The following is a 20,839-nucleotide window of genomic DNA, read 5'->3' on the forward strand; positions in this document are numbered from 1 at the left end:
ATGCATTCCACCGCCATGGATTGCCCCCCCCTGTAATCGGCTTATCTTTTTTTATTTGAAAGGCTGGGCATGAATTCGTCAAGTTCGGATTATCTAATTTTTGAAAAAAATCTGAACCAGGGAAAAATAAGGGCATCGCAGGGTTTCGGTGAGAGAAAACGGGAAGGATTGTGGTTTCCGGTGAGCACCGGTCAGCTCAATGGGGTTCCCTTGATTTCCAGCAGGCGTGATTCGGCAGTCATTGCAGCCTCCACACCCCAGGGCAGGGTCCACATTTCGTTTCCATGGCCCACGGGACAGTTAGCAAGAATGGGAAACGAGGTGTCGCTCAGGGCGTCCAGAAACACGTCGTCCAGCCTGGCCCCTCCGTGGGCCCCGTTACTGCACTGGACCATCTCCCCCACAACCAGGCCCTTGATGTTTTTGAACTTCCCCGCGGTTTTCAATTGCCACAGCATGCCGTCAATCCGGTAGGCGGGTTCGTTGACATCCTCGATGACCAGCAGGTGGCCGTCGGTCTGGATTTCATACGGAGTGCGGAGAGACCGGCACAGGAGAGTGAGGCACCCGCCGGTGAGGCGTCCCCGTGCCTTGCCCGGCCGAAGGACCCGCGCGTGCGGTGCGGCCAGTTTTCCGGCACCGGGAGTGGCGGTGAGCGTTTTGCGGAACTGCGTTTTGGACAGGGTCATCGGCCGGCACCCAAAACTCCCGGACACCATCGGACCATGAAACCCGATCAGCGAGCATTTTTGCAGGAGATACAACAGCAACAGCGTGATGTCGCTGGACCCCACCACCACTTTCGGGTTCGCCTGGATAACCTTTGGCTTGAGCAACGGCAAAATGCGGTTGACCCCGTACCCTCCCCGCGCACAGAATATGCCTTTTATCTCGGGGTTCTCGAACATCGCCATCAGGTCCTGCGCGCGGTCCGCATCATTCCCGGCAAGGAACCCGTTGCGGGCGGCAATGTTTTCACCCAGGACCGGTTGAAATCCCATGCCCCGGATCACGCGCAATCCCTTTTCCAGTTGTTCGGGGTCCACCGGACCCGCCGGAGCAACGATGCCGACGGCATCCCCCTGCTTCAGTTTCTTCGGGCGCGTCAATCGGGATTTGGCCATTCAGGACTCCGGATGAGCGTTACGGGAATTAAAGTACGGTTGCGCCTTAATTAAGGAACCTTTATTTCGAGAACAGGAACATGACCCCTGCCGCTATCGTTTACGCCCCCAACAGACCGGAGACCGATCCCGGCCATGCCCTCAATCCGCTGGAGGGAATACCCATGGTTCAGCATGTGCTTCAACGCCTGAGAAATTCCAGTCGCGTCGACCGCATCGTCCTGTTAGCTGATGAAGACGCGCCCACCGAACGTTTGGCACAGGTGGCGGAAGCTATGGGAGTGGGGTTCACCATGACCGCATCTCCATCCTCACCCCGTTCCTGGATCCAGGCGGCGGAAGAACTGGGTGCGGATCAGGTTGTTCCCGTCGGCGCCAACCTGCCATTGTTCGATGCCGAACTCCTCGATGCCCTCTTAAAAGAGCACCAGAAATCCCGGGCCGATTATACCACCACTTCCGATTACGTTCCTCCCGGCACCACCGCCCCGGTGATCCGGCTGGAGGTGTGTCGCACGTTATCGGAAACAAACAGGTCCATCGCCGACCCCGCGTCTCTAATGGCCGCTTTGGAGGATCCCGCCCACGGACTGCAGGCCGCCACCACCCGTGCCCCCTGGTACCTGCGCAACGTCAACGTTCGACTGGTGGTTGAAACGCCAAAAGACCATGAACTGCTGGGTATGTTGTACGGAAAATACTTGAACGACTCCGGTATCGTGGCGCTGGACGAGGTCATCTATTTCCTCAGCCAGAACCCGGGCATCGCCGGGTACAACCTGACCTGAGTCACAATTTCGCAAAGAGTCATTCAAGTTTTCAAGATGGTCTGCCGTTAAGTTGTATAGGGCATGTTGTTACCCATTCAAGATCTCCCTCCTGCCTTTATTTTCCTCCCCAACCAAAATCGCCGTCAAACCGTGCCCTGCGTGAATTCCGGCCAAAAATACATTTTGTTTATAAAGTAATGTCGGAATATCCCGATAGATTCAGTGAGCACGGATGAAGGTTCGACTGAACCTCATATCCAGAACAGATCCCATTCCATTTATGGGAATGACACCGCAACAAATAACGGGTTGGCACGGAAGCCGGTCCCGGGAAGACAAACGGTCAAGGAGGATTGAACAATGGCAATTCGGATTTTCAACAACATTCCGTCCCTGACGGCACAGCGTCTGCTGGGAGTCAACAACAGCCGGCTGACGCAGTCCATCGAGCGGATCTCCTCGGGCCTGCGCATCAACCGCGGCGCCGACGACCCGGCGGGACTCGCCCTCTCGGAAAAACTGCGCGGTGACATCCGCGCCCTCACCCAGGCACTGCGCAATGCCAACGATGGCGTTTCCATGATCAACGTCGCCGAGGCCGGACTGGGTGAAACCGCGGACATGCTGATCCGCATCAAGGAACTGGCGGCACAGGCGGCCACGGGCACCCTGGGCGACAGCGAGCGCGCCACCCTGCAAATCGAGTTCGACCAGCTCCGCTCCGAGATCAACCGCATCTCAAGCGCCACCAACTTCAACGGGCAAAAACTGCTCGACGGTTCGATGAGTGCGGGCGGCGCCAATCCCATTGTCATTCAGATCGGCATCGACTCCTCATCCGACAGCCGTTTCGATTTGAACGCCGAAGTGGACCTGGACGCCATCAACACCTCGACCCTGGGAATCAGCGCTCTTTCAGGAACGGCTTTGTCCATCACGTCGGTGGCCAATGCTTTGACCACGCTGGAGGCGATCACCACCGCGATCGAAACCGTATCTACGGCGCGCGGCAAGATCGGAGCGGTGCAGAACCGGCTGGTGCGGACCATCAACAACCTGTCCGTCACCATCGAGAACGTGCAGGCCGCCGAGTCTCAGATTCGCGACGCGGACATCGCACAGGAAATCGCCAACCTGACGCGAAACCAGATTTTGGTAGAGGCCTCCACGGCAATGGTCGGTCAGGCAAACCTGATTCCGCAGTCGGTCCTGCAGCTGCTCCAGTAACCGCAGCGAAAGATTCTCCCTATTAAGGGATTAAAATCATCAATGATTCGCTGGAACGATTGGCGAATAAAACCATAACGGAGCCATTCACTCGAAGTTGCACGGATGCAACGGAAAGGCTCCCCTCGGTCAAGGAGGATCGAAATGGCAATTCGAATATTCAACAACATTCCGTCCATGACGGCACAGCGTCTGCTGGGAGTCAATAACAGCCGGCTGGCGCAGTCCATCGAGCGGATCTCCTCGGGCCTGCGCATCAACCGCGGCGCCGACGATCCGGCAGGACTCGCCCTCTCGGAAAAACTGCGCGGTGACATCCGCGCGCTGACCCAGGCACTGCGCAACGCCAACGACGGCGTTTCCATGATCAACGTCGCCGAGGCGGGACTGGGTGAAACCGCGGACATGCTGATCCGCATCAAGGAACTGGCGGCGCAGGCGGCAACAGGCACCCTGGGTGACAGCGAGCGCGCCACCCTGCAGATCGAGTTCGACCAGCTGCGCTCCGAAATCACCCGCATCTCCAGCGCCACCAACTTCAACGGACAGAAGCTTCTCGACGGCTCCATGGCTTCCGGAGCGGCAAGCCCGATCGTTATCCAGATCGGCATCGATTCCACATCGGACAGCCGCTTCAACTTGAATGAGGAAGTCGATCTCACCGCCATGAACACCAGCGTGCTGGGACTGGACGGCCTGAGCATCACCGCCGCAGCGGAGGCCCTGACTGTGCTGGAAGCGATCACCACCGCAATTGAAACTGTATCCACGGCACGCGGCAAAGTCGGCGCAGTGCAGAACCGGCTGGTGCGGACCATCAACAACCTGTCCATCTCCATCGAGAACGTGCAGGCCGCCGAGTCGCAGATCCGCGACGCGGACATCGCGCAGGAAATCGCCAACCTGACGCGAAACCAGATCCTGGTACAGGCATCCACGGCAATGGTCGGCCAGGCCAATCTCATTCCCCAGTCGATCCTGCAGTTGCTCCAGTAATTCCTTAAAATACGGCCCCGCTTTTGCGGGGCCACTTTGTTTCATGCTCCCGCTTTACGGGAGCATTTTTTTTACCCAGAAAATCCCTTCTCCCCTTCCTTGTCTCCCCCTTCCGTCATCATTCCTGCCTGTTGTTGTTCCCTTCCTGAAGATTAAAAATTTTTAATGGATTCCTGTGGGACCCTGTGATAATTTTTTTGAGTGACCCCTGCGGAGGGAAGTTATTGGAAAATAAAATTTAATTTCTTTACGCAAACCATCCCACCTGTTGGTACGTATCCGAGGATTTCATGATAGAGGTTGAAAATCTGGCCAAATCGTACGGTCCCCGGTCAGCCATTCACGGCCTCACATTTCAAGTCAACCAGGGAGAAGTGGTCGGTTTTCTGGGACCCAACGGCGCCGGCAAAACCACCACGATGAATATTCTCTGCTGTATTCTTCCCGCCTCCAGCGGCACGGCGCGGGTGTGCGGTTTTGACATCTTCGAGCAGTCCTACGAAATCCGCAAACGCATCGGTTATCTGCCAGAAACGCCTCCCCTGTACCAGGACATGGTGGTGTCGAAATACCTCGCGTTCGCCGCCGGCCTGCGCGGCGTTGCGAAAAAACAGATCGCCTCCGCGGTGGACCGGGTTCTGGGCCAATGCCATATTCGGGACGTTAAGGACCGCATCATCGGCCGCCTGTCAAAAGGCTACCAGCAACGCATCGGCCTGGCACAGGCGATGATCCACGACCCGGAAATCCTCATCCTCGACGAACCGACCATCGGGCTCGATCCCATTCAGATCATCGAAATCCGCAAGCTCATTCAGGAACTGGGCAAGTCCCACACGATCCTTTTGAGCTCGCACATCCTTCCGGAGGTGACGCAGATCTGCCAGCGCGTCATCATCATCCACGAAGGCCGCATTGCAGCGATGGACACCCTCGATGGCCTGAACGCGTCGCTCCGCCACAGCAACCGGCTGGAGTTGAGGGTGCGGAAGGTCGACAGCGGAATTCCTTCCAAACTGGAAGCTCTGGACAAGGTCTCCGCCGTGCACCCCGACGGAGCCAACCGGTATTTCATCGACAGCGCATCGGACGAACCGGCGCAGGATGACGTGGCGCGGATGGTGCTGGAACAGGGATGGGGGCTTGAAGAATTGAAACCGGTGTCGATGACGCTGGAAGACATTTTCCTGAAACTGACCACGGAAGAAAAACTGGATACAGCATCATGAAGCAATCGCTGTGGATCGCTAAACGGGAACTGAACGCTTTTTTCCAGTCACCCATATTCTATGTGGTGACCACGGTGTTCCTCGCGTTGTACAGCTGGATGTTTTACAGCCTCCTTGCCCTGTTCGGGGCCCAGAGTTTCCAGGCACCGCAATTCCAGCAGATGGGCCAGATCCTCAACGTCAACCAGTTCGTCATCGAGCCGTCGCTGGCCAACATGTCGGTGATTCTGCTTTTCATCATTCCACTCATCACCATGCGCGCTTTTGCCGAGGAAAAAAAGAATAAAACCTTTCCCCTTCTGTTGTCCTCTCCCGTTCACATGCGCGAGATCATCGCGGGCAAATTCCTGGGATGCCTGTGCGTCGTGGCGGTGATGTTGCTGCTGTCCTCCTACTCGGTGATCTTCATTTTGTTTCTGGGCTCACCGGAGATCGGCCCGATCCTATCCGGCTACCTGGGCATCCTTTTGATGGCGGCGTGTTACATATCGCTCGGCATTTTCGCTTCATCGCTGACCGACAACCAGATCATCGCCGCGGTGATCAGCTTCGGTTTCATCCTGTTCATGTGGATCATCGGCTGGGCGGCGCAGTCGGCGGGCCCGGAACTGGGGGAACTGCTCAACTACATTTCGCTGGTCAGCCACATGGAGTCGTTTCTGCAGGGTGTTATCGATTCCAGCGACGTGGCCTATTACCTGTCGTTCATCGCGTTCGGCCTGTTCCTGACGTACCGGGTTGTGGAATCGCGGAGGTGGAGCTGAAATTATGAAACGAACGACGCCATATCTGGTATGGATCGGAATTACTTTCGGGTTCCTCGCACTTCTTCTCTACATCGTGATCCCGCAGTTTCCCGTATGGCCGATGACGTTTTTCATCCTGTCGGCGCTCAATCTCGCCACCTTCGCCATCCTGGACCGAAAAAACATCCGGCGGGCCATGAACACGCGGCAGGCCATGTACGGCATGAACGCGGCGGTGTTGATCCTGGTGTTCACCGGAATCCTCATTTTCCTCAACATCCTCGCACACCGACACAAGGCACGGGTGGACTTGACGGAGACGGGATACTACACGCTGGCCCCGCAAACCGAAAAAGTTTTGTCCGGCCTCAACCGTCCCGTCAAGATCATGGCCTTCTACCAGGTGGACGATCCCGGAAAGAAAGAATTCGTGCAACTCATGGACGGATTCCAACAATTTTCGGATCAAATCGAAATCGAATACATCGACCCCATCCAAAGCCCGACGCTTTCCAACCAATATGGCTTGAAGACCGACCGCACGGTGGTTCTGCAAAGCGGACCGCAACAGGATAAAATCGAAAACGTCACTGAAGAGAGTTTGCTGAACGGCATCCTGAGTGTCACCCGCGACGGGCAGAAAAAAGTTTATTTCATCGGCGGCCACGGCGAGAAAGACATTGAGGACCAGGATAAAGCAGGCTTCTCCAAAGTGCGCGAAGGGCTGGAGAAAAACAATTTCAAGGTGGCGAGTCTGTTCCTGCTTCAAACCGGATCCATTCCGGGGGACGCCGACCTCGTGGTCCTTCCCGGCCCTAAAAAGAAACTTCAGGAAAAAGAATTGCAGGCTCTGGATGCGTACCTCAAACGGGGCGGATCGGTGTTTCTTTTGCTCGATCCCCAATACGATGCGGGCCTCAAGGATTTCCTGGGCCGATGGGGCATTGCATTGAAAGACGATATCGTGGTCGATCCAAATTCGCTGAACCTCGCCATCCCCATCGTAAAACGCTTCGTCAAGCACGCCATCACACAGGACTTCACCATGCCGGTCATCTTTCCCCTGGTGCGGTCCATCTCTCCCATCGAAACCGAGGGATTGACGGTGACGCAACTCGCTTTCGCCTCCGACAACAGCTGGAGCGAGGTGAAATATGAAGGCGGGAACGTGGAATACGATCCCGGTGAAGACCTGAAAGGCAATGTTCCGGTAGCCATGGTGGTGACCCAACCGGTGCTATCCGCCATGGAAAGCGAATCCGATTCCACCCCGCCGGAAAAGGACTCCTCCAGGGAATCCAGACTGGTGGTGGTGGGCGATTCGGATTTTGTCGCCAACACCACGTTCTCCACTTACGGAAACAGCGACTTTTTCCTGAATACGGCATCGTGGCTGATGGAGGAAGAGGAACTCATCTCCATCCGGCCTCATGAAAGAAAGTACAGTCCCCTGACCCTCACCCGTCCGCAACGGAACCTCGTGCTGGTAACGGGAATGGTGGTTCTGCCTATGCTGACCGCGGTGCTGGGGGTTCGCATCTGGTGGAAACGTCGTTCGCTATGAAGTTCCGTGGCACACTCATCTGGGTCGCCGTCTTCGCCGCCCTCGCGGCTTACGTCGGACTGGTCGAACTGCCTTCCGGTAAAAAGGAGCAGGAAGAAAAGGCCCGCAGCGAAAAACTCCTGCTGTTCGAGGAAAGCGACGTCGAAAAACTGACCCTGCAACGCGGTGATGCCGTCACCCGGATCCGGCGCCTGGACCAAAACGCCTGGCAGATTGAAGAACCGGTCCAGGCCAAAGCCAGTCGGAGCGCCATCGACCAACTGCTCTACGAGCTGGAAACCGCACGGCACAGCCGCATCGTCGAGGACAACCCCACCAACCTCGCACCCTTTGGGCTGGACACCCCCCCTCTCGTCGCCACGGTTCTTTTGAAAAGCGGAGAGAAATTATCCCTTCAACTTGGCCACGCCAGCCCCATCGGGCATGCGCACTATGTGAAAGTGGGAGGAACCAGCACGGTGTACCTGTCCGGACTGGATGCCCGCGTCATCGACAAGTCCGCCAACGACCTGCGTGACCGCAGCCTGTTCGAGTTCCAGACCGCAGACGTACAGGGCTACACCCTGCACTACCAGCAGGAAACGCAAACGGTCACGAAAGAAAATGATGTTTGGCGGCTTTCGGGAAAGGTCAACGGGCTCGCGGACTCCGACGAAGTCCTGAATTTCCTGAGTTCCGTGCAGTCGGCGGACGCCGTGGAGTTCATCGACGAGGAGCCGGACGCACTAGACATTTACGGCCTGGAATCGCCACGCATCGTGTTCACCGTGCTGCTGGGGGGGGAAGAAGAACGGACTCTCACCCTGCGCGTGGGCAACGAACATAAAAAAGGCCAGCACTACGCACAGTTGAGTGAAACCGGTAACGTGTTCACCCTCGGCCAGCCCCTGGTCACCACCCTTTCACGCAATGCGGTCACCTTCCTCGATAAAAAACTGCTGACCTTCGAGGAAAAGGAAATCGCCTCCATCACCCTGAAGAACAATGGAGAAACGGTCATCCTGCAACGTCAGGATGGAAAAAAGGACGGAGGGGGAAGCGCATGGGTGTTGATTCAACCGGAAAATGAAGCGGTGAACCCCGCCGCCATCAACAGCCTTCTGTTCGACCTGAAAGACGTGCGGGTGAAGGAGTTTGTCGAGGCCAACCGCCTCGACCTGTTCGGCCTGAAAAATCCGGCGCAGGTCCTGACGGTGCAGGCGGAGGGCGGGCAAACCGTTTCGATCCGCCTCGGCAACTCAAACATGCAAAAGAATCTCTATTTTGCTCAACGAACTTCTGACAACGCCGTGTTCGCTTTGAATGCGGAGGATGTGGGAAAAATTTTCCGCAGCCTGCACGACCTGCGCGACCGCAAACTGTTTTCCATCGATGCCGAAAAGGTCGGGCGCATCGTCCTCGAGTATCCGGACCGGACGTTTGAACTGGTCCGAAACGGTGAGAAGTGGTCCCTCACCCAGCCGGAGAAAACCGAGTCCGTTCCCAATCACATTGGCCGGGGGATTGTGTGGACTCTCAACAACCTCGAATACGAATCCACAAATACGCCTGAGAAGGCAAGTAGTAAAATGGGATGGGAATCCCCTTCTCTCCGGGTCACAGTGGAATCCGCCGAAGAAAAACCGCTGGCCCGTCTGACCATCGGCGCCCCGCTAACCGGGGAAAACAGGCGTTACGCACGGGTGGAGGGGACCCCCGGCTGGTACACCATCAAAAGCCGGTTTCTGGAGGAGATCCCGGGAAACATGGATCGCTTCCGGGGCAAAACACCCTGACCCAACCCCCCTCGAACCAGGGAAGCCTTTTAAACGGTTTCGGCCTGACCCCATGCCCTTACCGGCTGGCTATATCCTTCTTCCCAATCCACCGCACCAACCACTTTATATGGAAAATTGTCTAATTTTGGACCCAATATCTGGTGGTAAAAACTCTCAAAGATACTGTATCCAGAAATTTAATGAGCACTAACCATATGAAATACAATGAGTTATAAAATAGACCCTTACTTTCCAGATAAATCTCTTGACTGCCTACAATATATAGTGGTATCCTCCGGAACCAATACAAGATAAAGGATGTTGTACACGCGGAAACTGGGTTGCATCAAGACAAACCGGAACCACGGTTCGGTATGAAAAAACACAGTTTTAAAGACCAAGACGCGAGTCACCCAATTCCCTGCCCTGATAGGCGGGTTACTTTAAAGGCGTTTTCCAATTATCCAGTGGATTCCGGCTTGCCCGGAATTCGCGAAAAGGCCCTTCCCACTTCCTCAAATGTATTGAGCGCCGGCCGGAATCTCATGAGTATTCATTCGGTTACGAAGCCCTATCCAAACGGCGTCGATTGGAATCGTTTTTTGGGATTCGGGTCCTTCGGGATTCAGAATCCAAAAGTAACCCGCCACCACCTCGCTTTTTCACCCCACCGGCACGTTGGCCCTGATTTGGGTTCCAATTCGGATTTGCGGGTTTTGCCAAGGACAGACAAAACACCTCTGTTATGCTGACTTCGGGTTGCCGTGCCGGTGGGGTTTTCATATTCGCTCCAGGGAGGACACGATGACAGACTTGGCGGCCACATGCCGGGTTCAAGGCGAGCCTTTGCCCGTTTACACCCACCCGGGAGACGCCGGGGCGGATTTGTTCGCGGCGGCGGATGATGTCATTCCCGCGCGCAGCCGGAAGCTGATAGGCACCGGCATTCGCATTGCCCTGCCCGCCGGGCACGCCGGATTGATCTGGCCCCGGAGCGGGCTGGCTGTCAAAAAAGGAATCGACTGCGGCGCCGGGGTCATCGACTCCCAGTACCGCGGCGAGGTTCGGGTCCTCCTGTTCAATCATTCCGACGAGGATGTGGCCGTAAAAAAAGGCGACCGCATCGCTCAACTTCTGGTACAAAAGGTGGAACGGGTGGATTTTGTCCCGGTTGAAGAATTGGATGAGACGGCCCGTGGGGCCAACGGTTTTGGTTCCAGCGGCTGATTTCCGACCCTGATTTTCTGTTTGGTTGGTATGAAGCTCAAGATCAATCAATCTGAAATCGAACTGCAAAAAGGCGACATCACCGAAAGCGAAACCGACGCCATCGTCAATGCCGCCAACTCCAGCCTGACTCTCGGTGCGGGCGTGGCCGGAGCCATCCGGACCAAAGGGGGTCCGCTCATTCACGAGGAGTGCAAACTCATCGGCCATTGCCCGGTGGGAGAGGCGGTCATCACCTCCGGCGGCAACCTGAAGGCCGACTATGTGATCCATGCCGTCGGCCCCCGATACGGCGAGGGGGAGGAAGACGAGAAACTGCGCAACGCCACGTTGAGCAGTTTACGTCTGGCGGATGACCACCTGCTCACCTCGATCTCTTTTCCCGCCATCAGCACCGGTGTGTTCGGCTTTCCCATCGAGGATTGTGCCAGAATAATGCTTTCCGCCGTGGAAGGCTACCTGTCCGGCAAAACCGGTTTGCACCGGGTGCGGTTTGTGCTGTTTGACGCCAAGAGCCTTGAAATCTTTGAAAAACAACTTTCTTCGATGACAGAGGGCTGATTTTTTAGGAAAGTTCATGATTTCCCCGTATAATGGGGCGATTTGATCCTCACACCTTTTCTTTCACTGGGGAGACCGGCCATGAAATCTGGATTCAAAGTCATGACCTTTCACCACACACCCAATCCGGAGGCGGCGCAGTTCATCATGAGCGGCGACGTCATCGCCCGGGGCACACGCACCTTCAGCTCACCCGACAGTGCGCGGGGTGACGCCCTGGCCGAAGCGTTGTTCAACATCTACGGTGTGGAAAACGTGTTCATCAAGGAAAACTTCGTCACCATCACCAAATCCCCTGTGGTGGGGTGGACCACCCTGATGGAACCGGTGCAGAACACGCTGGAAAAGAACATGACCTTCTATGAGACCAGCGACGAGGATCAGAAACCCGAATCCGCCGCCAAAAACATTTTGGAAGAAGTGGAAGTCGAGGATTTTCCGAACCTGCCCGACAAGAAAAAAAAGGAAGTCATCGACGCCTTGCTCGACCACGCGATCCGCCCCGCCCTGGCGAACGATGGCGGTGGCATCACCCTGCTGGACGTCAAAGGCAAGGTGGTCCATGTGCACTACCAGGGCGCATGCGGCAGTTGCCCCAGTTCCACCACCGGCACGCTTCAGTACATCGAGAACTTTCTGCAGAACACGCTGAGCCAGGACCTCAAGGTGGAAGCCGACAACGCCTCCCTCGTCTGATTCAAAACCACTTGCTGGGCAATTCCGGCGGCGAAAACGACTCCAGATACGACATCGCCTGTTCCGGTGTTTGAACCAGTTCAAGCATCTCCATCGTCTCCTTCTTGGCGAAGTTCAACTCCACCATTTTTTGGAAATGATCGAATAAGCCATCGTAAAACCCGCCGGTATTGATGAACACCAGCGGCTTGTGGGTGAGCCCCAACTGCACCATGGAAAAAATTTCCATGGCCTCCTCCAGGGTGCCCACACCCCCCGGCAGCACCACAAACGCATCGGCCCGTTCGTCCATCGTCGCTTTGCGTTCACGCATGTCGCGGGTGACGATCAACTCGTCCGCCTCGTCGTACTTGATTCCTTTTTTCATGAAGAACTTCGGGAGAACACCCACTACCTTGCCGCCTTCCTTGTGAACGCCGCGCGCGACCGCACCCATGAGACCGATGGACGCACCCCCGTAGATCAACTCCACCCCGGCATGTCCCATACGCCGGCCCAGGTCGTCCGCCGCGTCCAGGTAAACCGGATCCACGCGGGTGCTCGATGCGCAGAACACACAAATCGACCGGATCGCGTTCATCGTGGCAAACCGCCTTTCCAGGTACCTGCCCCATGCCGCTCCGTGGGCCATGCACTCGGGCCTTCTGAGTGGGAAAGCAGCCCGCCTTTCGGCAGGCCAACAAAATAAAAATCATTACCCTTGATTATCAAGGATTTAGGTGTCTTGACAGATTTTAGCCTCCTGCCCATATTTAATCGCATAAAGGTAATTACCTGGTTGGAGCCAAGGGGCCCAACCCAAACCCCCTCCAAGGAGGAGTGGACCATGGAATGGATTGAAATCGGTGAGAGCGGAAGGTTTCTGATCGCCGGCGTGGCGATTCTGGCTGCGATCGCGTTCATGTACCTGTTTGGGAAAAACCTCGAATAAACATTGCGGCGCTTTCCAAAGATACGGGCAAAGGGTCATCCCTGAGGGATGGCCCTTTCTGCTTTCGGAACCCGATTCAAATCAAGGTACCCAATCCCTCATCGGGACTGTACAGCTTTTTGTATTCGTCGATGGAAGATCGGTCGGTCATTCCGGAAATGCTGTCACAGATTCTCCGCTCCATCGAATCCTTCGCCCCCTCTTTGTGTGCCGGTTCCGGCAGCAGTTCGGGATAGCGCGAAAACGCCTCAAACAGTTTGGTCAGATACAACTCCGCCTTGAACTCCATGCGCCGCACCTTGCGGTGGTGGTACATGTTTTTGAAAAGGAACCGTTTCAACTCCAGATTCTTCTCGTTGCACTCCTTGCTGAAACCGGCCACCCGTGCCGTACACGACCGCACATCATCCACCGTCTCGATCCCATACTTGCGCACGTTCCTGAGTGTGGTCTTGCGGAAATCGGTCACCAGGTCGTTGATGATGGCGCGAACGATCTGGTATTTCTTCAATTCCAGGTCGAGGTTGGCGTATCGCTGGTCCAACACTTTTTCATTTTCCTTCCACAGCGCCACACTACCAAGTTCGCCGGGGTCCAGCAGGTTGGAAGTGATGCCGTCGTCCAGATCGTGCGCGTTGTAGGCGATGCCGTCCGAGAAATCCGCCACCTGACCCTCCAGCGTCGGGTACTTGAACTGCTTGTTCTTGAGGATCGGGTTGTCCCCGTCGCGGCTGTGTTTGCTGATGCCCTCCTGCACCTCCCACGTCAGGTTCAGCCCTTCAAAGTCCGGATAGCGCTTTTCCAGGACAGTGACGATGCGCAGGCTCTGCCGGTTGTGTTCGAAGCCGCCATGGTCCTTCATCAACTGGTTGAGCACGCGCTGACCCGTATGGCCGAACGGAGGGTGCCCCAGGTCGTGGGCCAGCGCGATGGCCTCGGCCAAGTCCTCGTTCAGGCGAAGCGACTTGCAGATGGAGCGCGTAATCTGTGCCACTTCCAAAGAGTGGGTGAGCCGTGTGCGGTAGTAGTCGCCTTCATGATAGACGAACACCTGCGTCTTATACTCGAGCTTGCGGAACGCAGAGGAATGGATCACCCGGTCGCGGTCGCGCTGAAAGCGCGTGCGGTAAGCGTGTTCCTTCTCCCGGATGCGGCGGCCCAGGCTGGCACCGCTTTTCACCGCATAGGGAGCGAGATACTGTTCTTCCAGTTTTTCAATGTCCTGTCGCTTGAGCACGGTGGCCTTCCAAAAAATAAAACGGCGGCCTCTCTTCCGTCTTTGCAACGAAACCGGCCGCGTTGGCATTGTAACGGATTCATTCGCTTTTGCAATTCACACCCCCCACACACCACAAGAAGAATTACCACCCGGAATTCCGCTGGCAGGTCAAAGACACCCCCGAATCCAATGACAGCCAATTTAATAAGTCTTCCCACCGTTTCCAGCAGTAAAACCAGGCTCCCACCTCCCCCCAAAAATGCGCATTATCCCCGTCCAGCCAGCCGGCCCGGGAACCAGGGCAAAACCGGGCAAATCCCCCAAAACCGCCCACCCTCCTGTAATGTATTATTTTTCTTGACGTTATTCTTTTATTGGCTATAATAATTTCATGCATTGTCCAGATTGTGGGTACACATACTTCACCAAATCGAAGCGCTGTCCCAGTTGCGGAACCAATGTGCGGCAGACCAAGACGCATCTGGAACTGGCCCAGGAGAAAATGTTCGCCATTTTCGAGGGCGAGGGGTACGCCCCGGCCGAAGTCGGTTCCGCTGACACATATGACGACTACGGCGCTGCCGATCTGGGTGAAGACGAATCCATGTACACCGAGGGTGAAGAGGCCATGGCCGTCTCTGCCGACGGTGTGTTCACGGATATCGGTCCGGACGATTTTGAACTGGATTTGGCCGAAGCCATTGAAGCCGGTTATGCAGGAGAAGGCACCGGCTTCGGAGAAGTCGCCGCTGCCGGCATGGCAGGTGCGGGTATGGCCGGAGCGGCCGACTACGCCACCGACTCCATCGAGCCCGGGGCATACGAACCCCCTCCCATGGAAGACTTCGACACGGCAACCGAACCAGATGTGAACTTCGACCTCGATGATCCGGAAGGATTCGACGATTCGGAAATCGAGGGCGTGGGCTTTGGACTGGATGAAGAGAACGATGCCGGGGTCGATTTGGACACGGACGATCTCGATCTCGGTGAAACAGCCGATCTGGATTTGGGTGACGACGATTCGGACACCGATACAGAATTGGACCTGGACCTGGGCGACGATTTGGAGGCAGACACCGGGTTGGATCTCGACTTGGGGGACGACTCGGATACGGACACTGACCTGGACCTGGATCTCGACTTGGGGGCCGACTCGGATACGGACACTGACCTGGACCTGGATCTCGACTTGGGGGCCGACTCGGATACGGACACCGACCTGGACCTGGATCTCGGCGGGGACGAGCCGGATGTCCAGCTGGATCTGGGTGACGACGAACCGGATGTTCAACTGGATCTGGGAGAGGACACGGACTCGGACACCGGGCTGGACCTCGACCTCGGCGATGAACCCCAGGTTGAAGGCCTGGATGACGATGGCGATACCGCCACGTTCGATGAAGACGACAGCGGCATCGGGCTGGACCTCGATTTGGATGATGTTTCCTCTGAACCGATGGTCGATCTGGACGATGATTCCGAATCCACCCCCCCTTCGGATTCCGATCTGGGCTTGGACGATCTCGACCTCGATGGCTTGGAGCTCGATCTGGATACTGACCCCGACGACGACAAGTAACCCTTTCTCTGCTTCATTCCCTTCACAGCATCCCTTCAAGTTAAGCTTCAACTAGCTGGAATGGTTCCCCAAACGACCAACCTCCTCTTTTCTTTCCGTTTGTCCGCATTGCCCTAAAAAAATTGGATTTTCAGCCCGTTTTCCATTATAAATTGTGATACAAATTCAATTTGTGGGAAGCACCCGCTCTACCCGGGAGCCGGGTGGAGACTGGCAGGCTGTTTTCCAGACCCATACCGCGTTTTCCCTCTTTGCCATATCCTTTGATATCCTCCATGAAGCCAGCCGGTTTCCGCCGGCGTTACATCGCATTACTGCTGGATATCACCGTTTTGGAAATTCTAGGTTTATTGCTGAGCCGGACCTTTCTCAATCAGGCTGGAATGGATATGGGGTCGATGCTCATAAAAGTGGCAATGGGCCGGGTCCACGAGGGGAACACGTTACCGCTGCTGGTCGTCGGTGGTTTCCTGCAAATGATTTTGGTTTGTGCCTACTTCGTGGTGTTTACCGGCGTTTCCGGTCAAACCCCCGGAAAAAAGTTGATGAAGATACAGGTCCGGATGGAAAACGGGCAGCCCGCAAGCCTGCGGGCGGCGGCAATCCGTTCCATTCCCGGCTACCTGCTGTCCACCGTCACTTTGGGGCTTGGATTTCTGCTGGCCCTGACGGACCCGCGTCAACAGGCTCTGCATGACAAGATTGCGGAAACGCGGGTCTTTATTGTTTGATGAAACCCTAACTGCAACGGATATCGATAACAGGAAAAGAGGATTATGAATAAGACGTATTTGCTCGCACCCGGACCGACCCCAGTTCCGGAAAAAGTGAATCTGGAAATGGCGGCACCGATGATCCATCATCGCACTCCGCAGTTCAGCAAAATCTTCGGGGAAGCGGCGGAAGATGCCAAGTACCTGTTTCAAACCAAACAGGATGTCATGATCCTGGCCTCCACCGGCACCGGTGGCATGGAAGCGTGTATCACCAACCTGTTCTCCCCGGGGGACAAGGTGCTGGTGGTCAATGGCGGTAAATTCGGCGAACGCTGGGGCAAGATTTCCCAGACCTACGGGCTGGAGCCCATCTGGATCAACGTGGAATGGGGCCAGGCCGTGAAAGTGGCGGACGTGAAAGCGGAGCTGGATAAGAATCCGGATATCCGCGGCGTGCTGGTGCAGGCCAGTGAAACCTCGACCACCGTCTCCCATCCGATCGAGGAAATTTCCAAACTCACGCGCCAGCGCGACGACCTTTTGCTGGTGGTGGACGGCATCACCGCCGTCGGCGTGTATCCCCTGCCGATGGACGACTGGGGCATCGACGCGGTGATCACGGGTTCGCAGAAGGCCCTCCAGTTGCCGCCCGGCCTCGCACTGGTTTCCCTCAGTGAAAAAGCCTGGAAGCAGGCGGAGAAAGCCAAGTGCCCGCATTTCTACTTCGATCTGGCCAAAGAACGCAAGAACCTTGCCGACAAGACCACTGCCTACACTCCTGCAGTGTCGCTGGTCATTGGCCTCCGCGAAGTGCTGAAAAACATTAAGGAGGAAGGCCTGGAGAACGTGCACAAACGGCACAACCGCCTGGCCCGCGCCACCCGCGCCGCAGTGAGCGCGCTCGGCATGCAGCCGGTCGCACCGGACTCCCCGGCGGACAGCGCCACCGGCATGTTCGTTCCGGAGGGAGTGGACGGCGGCAAGCTGGTGAAAAGCCTGCGCGATGAGTTTGGCGTCACCCTCGCCGGGGGTCAGGACAAATGGAAAGGCAAGGTCGTCCGCATCGCCCACTTGGGTTACGTCGACACTTTCGACACTGTCGTGGCGATTTCCGCCCTCGAGATGGCGCTCAAAAAATTCGGCGCCAACGTGCAGATGGGCAAAGGCGTGGCCGCCGCACAGGAAATCCTGCTGGAAGCCTACTGTAAATAACCAATCGAGTGCCGGGCCGCGCTGCGGCCCGGTACCGGCTCTTGATCTGAATCCTTCTCTGGAAACACCGGTTTTCCTCGGAGTTTGAATTATGAAAATTCTTGTCAGTGACAACCTCTCTTCACTGGGGGTTGATATTCTAAAAAAAGAAGACGGCTTTGAAGTGGATGTCAATACGGGACTGTCCAAGGAAGAGCTGATCAAAATCATCCCGAACTACGACGGCCTGGTGGTGCGGAGCGCCACCAAGGTGACCGCGGACGTTATTGAAGCCGCAAGCAACCTGCGGGTCATCGGCCGCGCCGGGGTCGGCGTCGACAACATCGACCTGGACGCCGCAGGCAAAAAAGGCATCATCGTCATGAACGCGCCGGACGGCAACATGATCACCACCGCCGAGCACGCCATGGCTCTGATGATGAGCATGTCCCGCAATATTCCGCAGGCGGCCAATTCGCTCAAGCAGGAAAAGAAATGGTCGCCCAAAACGTTCATGGGCGTCGAGCTGTATGGCAAAACGCTGGGCATCGTCGGTATGGGCCGCATCGGCTCCGTGGTGGCGGAACGCGCCAAGGGCTTTGCCATGAAGGTCATCGCCTACGATCCGTTCGTAAACAAGGAACATGCGGAGAAAATCGGAGTCGAGCTGGTGGAGCTCAAGGAGCTTCTGCAACGCGCGGACTTCCTCAGCCTGCACACCCCGAAGATCGACGGCAAGTACCTGCTGGGCAAGGAAGAGTTCGACATCGTCAAACCGGGCCTCCGCATCATCAACTGCGCGCGCGGCGGGTTGATCGACGAGGCCGCGCTGGTGCAGGCCATCAAGGACGGCAAGGTGGCGCAGGCGGCGCTTGATGTGTACTCCCAGGAACCCCTGCCGGCGGACAGCCCCCTTTTGGAGGTGAACGAAATCATCTGCACGCCGCACCTGGGGGCTTCGACCGAAGAGGCGCAGGACAAGGTCGCCATCGCCATCTGCGACCAGATCATCGACTACCTGAAATACGGAAGCATCCGCAATGCGGTCAATATGCCTTCCATCGATGAAGAGACTCTCCGCAAGATCAAACCGTTTCTGGAACTGGGCGAGGACCTGGGCAAGATCGCGTCGCAGCTGGCTGCAGGCCCCGTCACGCAGGTCAAGGTCCAGTACAACGGCGAGGTCGCGGAAACGGACGTCAAACCGATCACCATCTCGGTGCTGAAAGGCCTGCTGGAACGTGCGATCGACGGCATCAACATGGTCAACGCCCCTTTCCTGGCGAAAGAGCGGAACATCGAAGTGCAGGAAATGAAAACCAACGAGATCAAGGACTACACCAGCACGATCCAGGTGCACGTCACCACCAAGGAAGGCACACGCGAAATCACGGGAAGTATTTTCGGCAAGGGCGATCCGCGCATCGTCAAGATCGACGATTACTATTTCGAGGCGGTGATTTCCAAGCACATGTTGATCCTGAGCAACAAAGACGTTCCAGGGGTCATCGGCAATCTGGGCAACGCGCTCGGCAAGCACAACATCAACATCGCCGGGTTCCACCTCGGCCGCATCGGCGAGGGCAGCAATGCGGTCTCCGTGATCAACATTGACAGTCCGCCGACCAGCGAGGCCCTGCGTGAATTGCGGGAAACCTCCAACGTGCTGGAAGTGTATTCAGTGATCATCTAGCAAACCCTTCCGCAAAAACAAAAACCCGAATCCGGCTTTCCGGATTCGGGTTTTTTTTATTCCTGAATCGTGGGGCGACTTATTCCTTTTTTTCTCCGTCGGTATTGTCCTCACCGGAAGGCGCTGCCTCTTTCTTCTCCGGTGGTTCGTATTTCTGTCCGTACACGTTGGCGATCACCTTCAGGATTTCTTCCTCGCCCAGAATGTTGTACACCGCGTTGGCGGACTTGAAATGCGGGCTGGTGAACAGGCTGAGCACTTTCTTGCTGGAGTAGCCCAGCATCATGAACTCGTGCGCATAGTTTTCCGCCACCAGGCGCAGAGTTTTGTCGTCCGCGTCTTCGTCGCCGGTGGGAGGACCGTCGTCCGGGTTGACGTCGTCCTTGATCTCGTACACATAAATCAAATGCCAGCCGAACTCGGTTTTGACGGGGCCGACAATGTCGCCTTCTTCCGCGCTGAACGCGGCCACCTCGAAGGGGCGGACCATGGCGCCCTTGCCAAACCAGCCCAGGTCGCCGCCACGTTTTTTGGACGGGCACTGGCTGTGCTGCTCCGCAAGCTTGACAAATTCCTCACCCTCGTCGATTCGTTTTTTCAGATCCTCGGCCTCTTCCTTTGTGGCCACCAGGATATGCCGCGCCTGAACCTTTTTGACCTTCTTTTCCTTGGCACTCATATCGTATCACCCTTGGATGTGGTTTATGCAGTCACAGCGCCGGCCCTTGGGCCCTGCGCAGGGTTTCCCGTCCAGTTAGGTGAAAAACGGGGAAACTCCCTTCATTATCTCAATTCACCTTGAGAGCACAACATTTTTTGTATTTCTTGCCGGACCCGCACGGGCACAGGTCGTTCCGCTGGGGCTTGTGACTCTGAAGGTTCACGTCCGGCGTCGTTTTCAACAGTTCCTCACCGATCTTTTTCGCTTCCTTGTAGCGTTCCTTCAGGATTTCGTGGAGATTGGGAATGAACTGATGAAACCCCAGCAACAGAGCGGCATTCTTGGGGTCCAGCTTTCCGTCTTCTTCCTCACGCAGGGTCTCATTGAAATAATACGTGTAATTGAAGAGCGGAGGCACCTTGTCCTGCTGGCCCTCCTCGAACTTGAAAAACGTCAAACGGACGCTTTTGTTATCGTTCCTCGGATCGAGTTCATACGAGTCTTCGGCGAAATGTTTCTGATCCTTGTATGAAAAATCCAGAAGTTTGCTGGATCGCGGAAACAGCTCCATGTAATTGACATACTGCCCGGGTTCGAACACCAGATAGGACATGGGGTTCTTTTCCCCGTACGCCTTTGCTTCCATGTAACGCTGTTTGAAATGAAGGATCATCTCATCCGTCAGCTCTCCTTTGAATTCCTCCAGAATTTTTTTCTGTTTTTCCGTGAGAGCGGGATGATTGGGCAACAGCGCCGTGGTTTTATTGAAATGCACGATGAAGGAAAACCGGTTGGCGTCGTTTTCCTTGTCGTTCAGACCCACGGTAACGTGGTTGCAATCGCAGAACGGGTTGGTGCAGTAGTAGTCTTCCAGAACGTACAGGTTCCGGAAGTCCTCCGCTTCAAACCGGAAAGTGAGAACCGCATTCGTGCTTTCCTGATAATTGAT

At 56.1% G+C, this 20,839-nt stretch carries 19 protein-coding genes; 14 read left to right on the top strand and 5 right to left on the bottom strand.

From position 1 onward, the window contains the following. Positions 1-191 precede the first annotated feature (191 nt). A complete protein-coding gene (locus ACTRW9_RS00905) occupies positions 192-1,124 on the bottom strand; it encodes a S66 peptidase family protein (protein ID WP_442426514.1) in 933 nt (310 codons plus the stop codon). An 80-nt stretch (positions 1,125-1,204) separates the two neighbouring features. Here ACTRW9_RS00905 and ACTRW9_RS00910 point away from each other — a divergent pair, with 80 nt between their 5' ends. The 10 genes from ACTRW9_RS00910 (at position 1,205) to ACTRW9_RS00955 (ending at position 11,897) form a co-directional block, all read left to right on the top strand. Beyond that, positions 1,205-1,912: a cytidylyltransferase domain-containing protein gene (locus ACTRW9_RS00910; RefSeq protein WP_442427953.1), complete on the top strand. Its 708-nt coding sequence runs from the start codon at positions 1,205-1,207 to the stop codon at positions 1,910-1,912. Between the two features lie 342 nt (positions 1,913-2,254). Beyond that, positions 2,255-3,121 carry a flagellin N-terminal helical domain-containing protein gene (locus ACTRW9_RS00915; RefSeq protein WP_442427954.1) on the top strand — a complete coding sequence of 289 codons (867 nt, stop codon included), beginning with the start codon at positions 2,255-2,257 and terminating at the stop codon, positions 3,119-3,121. A gap of 144 nt (positions 3,122-3,265) precedes the next feature. Beyond that, complete coding sequence (locus tag ACTRW9_RS00920; RefSeq protein WP_442427955.1) at positions 3,266-4,117, top strand: flagellin N-terminal helical domain-containing protein; 852 nt, start codon at positions 3,266-3,268, stop codon at positions 4,115-4,117. Between the two features lie 290 nt (positions 4,118-4,407). Beyond that, entirely contained in the window at positions 4,408-5,346 is a 939-nt protein-coding gene (locus ACTRW9_RS00925) for an ABC transporter ATP-binding protein (protein ID WP_442427956.1), read from the top strand. Continuing rightward, the gene (locus tag ACTRW9_RS00930) at positions 5,343-6,110 is read left to right on the top strand and encodes an ABC transporter permease (RefSeq protein WP_442426519.1); all 768 of its coding nucleotides are present in this window, start codon (positions 5,343-5,345) and stop codon (positions 6,108-6,110) included. The genes ACTRW9_RS00925 and ACTRW9_RS00930 overlap by 4 nt, the downstream gene beginning before the upstream one ends. A 4-nt stretch (positions 6,111-6,114) precedes the next feature. Continuing rightward, the gene (locus ACTRW9_RS00935) at positions 6,115-7,656 is read left to right on the top strand and encodes a GldG family protein (protein WP_442427957.1); all 1,542 of its coding nucleotides are present in this window, start codon (positions 6,115-6,117) and stop codon (positions 7,654-7,656) included. Next, on the top strand, positions 7,653-9,431 hold the full coding sequence (locus ACTRW9_RS00940) for a DUF4340 domain-containing protein (protein ID WP_442427958.1): 1,779 nt from the start codon (positions 7,653-7,655) through the stop codon (positions 9,429-9,431). Before ACTRW9_RS00935 ends, ACTRW9_RS00940 begins: the two co-directional genes overlap by 4 nt. Positions 9,432-10,217: 786 nt before the next feature. Continuing rightward, the gene (gene dut / locus ACTRW9_RS00945; protein ID WP_442426522.1) at positions 10,218-10,640 is read left to right on the top strand and encodes a dUTP diphosphatase; all 423 of its coding nucleotides are present in this window, start codon (positions 10,218-10,220) and stop codon (positions 10,638-10,640) included. A 30-nt stretch (positions 10,641-10,670) separates the two neighbouring features. Continuing rightward, entirely contained in the window at positions 10,671-11,201 is a 531-nt protein-coding gene (locus tag ACTRW9_RS00950) for a macro domain-containing protein (protein ID WP_442427959.1), read from the top strand. A gap of 81 nt (positions 11,202-11,282) precedes the next feature. Continuing rightward, positions 11,283-11,897 (top strand): NifU family protein, encoded by a 615-nt coding sequence (locus tag ACTRW9_RS00955; protein WP_005008655.1) that lies wholly within the window; start codon positions 11,283-11,285, stop codon positions 11,895-11,897. A gap of 1 nt (position 11,898) precedes the next feature. On the opposite strand, the gene ACTRW9_RS00960 is transcribed toward ACTRW9_RS00955, so the two are convergent. Both ACTRW9_RS00960 and ACTRW9_RS00965 read right to left on the bottom strand, forming a co-directional pair. Further along, complete coding sequence (locus ACTRW9_RS00960; RefSeq protein WP_442427960.1) at positions 11,899-12,528, bottom strand: TIGR00730 family Rossman fold protein; 630 nt, start codon at positions 12,526-12,528, stop codon at positions 11,899-11,901. A 376-nt stretch (positions 12,529-12,904) separates the two neighbouring features. Continuing rightward, positions 12,905-14,065, bottom strand: coding sequence for a deoxyguanosinetriphosphate triphosphohydrolase (locus tag ACTRW9_RS00965; RefSeq protein ID WP_442426525.1), 1,161 nt, complete (start codon positions 14,063-14,065; stop codon positions 12,905-12,907). A 442-nt stretch (positions 14,066-14,507) separates the two neighbouring features. Between ACTRW9_RS00965 and ACTRW9_RS00970 the strand changes: the two genes are divergently transcribed. From ACTRW9_RS00970 to serA, 4 genes are all read left to right on the top strand, one after another. Then, positions 14,508-15,629 carry a hypothetical protein gene (locus ACTRW9_RS00970; protein ID WP_442427961.1) on the top strand — a complete coding sequence of 374 codons (1,122 nt, stop codon included), beginning with the start codon at positions 14,508-14,510 and terminating at the stop codon, positions 15,627-15,629. A 275-nt stretch (positions 15,630-15,904) separates the two neighbouring features. After that, positions 15,905-16,360 (top strand): RDD family protein, encoded by a 456-nt coding sequence (locus tag ACTRW9_RS00975; protein ID WP_442427962.1) that lies wholly within the window; start codon positions 15,905-15,907, stop codon positions 16,358-16,360. Positions 16,361-16,405: 45 nt separating this feature from the next. Beyond that, on the top strand, positions 16,406-17,557 hold the full coding sequence (locus ACTRW9_RS00980; protein ID WP_442426528.1) for a pyridoxal-phosphate-dependent aminotransferase family protein: 1,152 nt from the start codon (positions 16,406-16,408) through the stop codon (positions 17,555-17,557). Positions 17,558-17,648: 91 nt separating this feature from the next. After that, positions 17,649-19,229, top strand: a complete 1,581-nt coding sequence (serA, locus tag ACTRW9_RS00985; RefSeq protein ID WP_442426529.1) for a phosphoglycerate dehydrogenase — start codon at positions 17,649-17,651, stop codon at positions 19,227-19,229. 79 nt (positions 19,230-19,308) lie between these two features. Here serA and ACTRW9_RS00990 read toward each other — a convergent pair whose 3' ends face one another. Next, positions 19,309-19,908, bottom strand: coding sequence for a peptidylprolyl isomerase (locus tag ACTRW9_RS00990; RefSeq protein ID WP_442427963.1), 600 nt, complete (start codon positions 19,906-19,908; stop codon positions 19,309-19,311). A 109-nt stretch (positions 19,909-20,017) separates the two neighbouring features. Beyond that, positions 20,018-20,713, bottom strand: a complete 696-nt coding sequence (locus ACTRW9_RS00995; RefSeq protein WP_442426531.1) for a YecA family protein — start codon at positions 20,711-20,713, stop codon at positions 20,018-20,020. Positions 20,714-20,839 lie beyond the last annotated feature (126 nt).

It is taken from the genome of Nitrospina sp. 32_T5 (genome assembly GCF_052156635.1).
Taxonomy (GTDB): domain Bacteria; phylum Nitrospinota; class Nitrospinia; order Nitrospinales; family Nitrospinaceae; genus Nitrospina.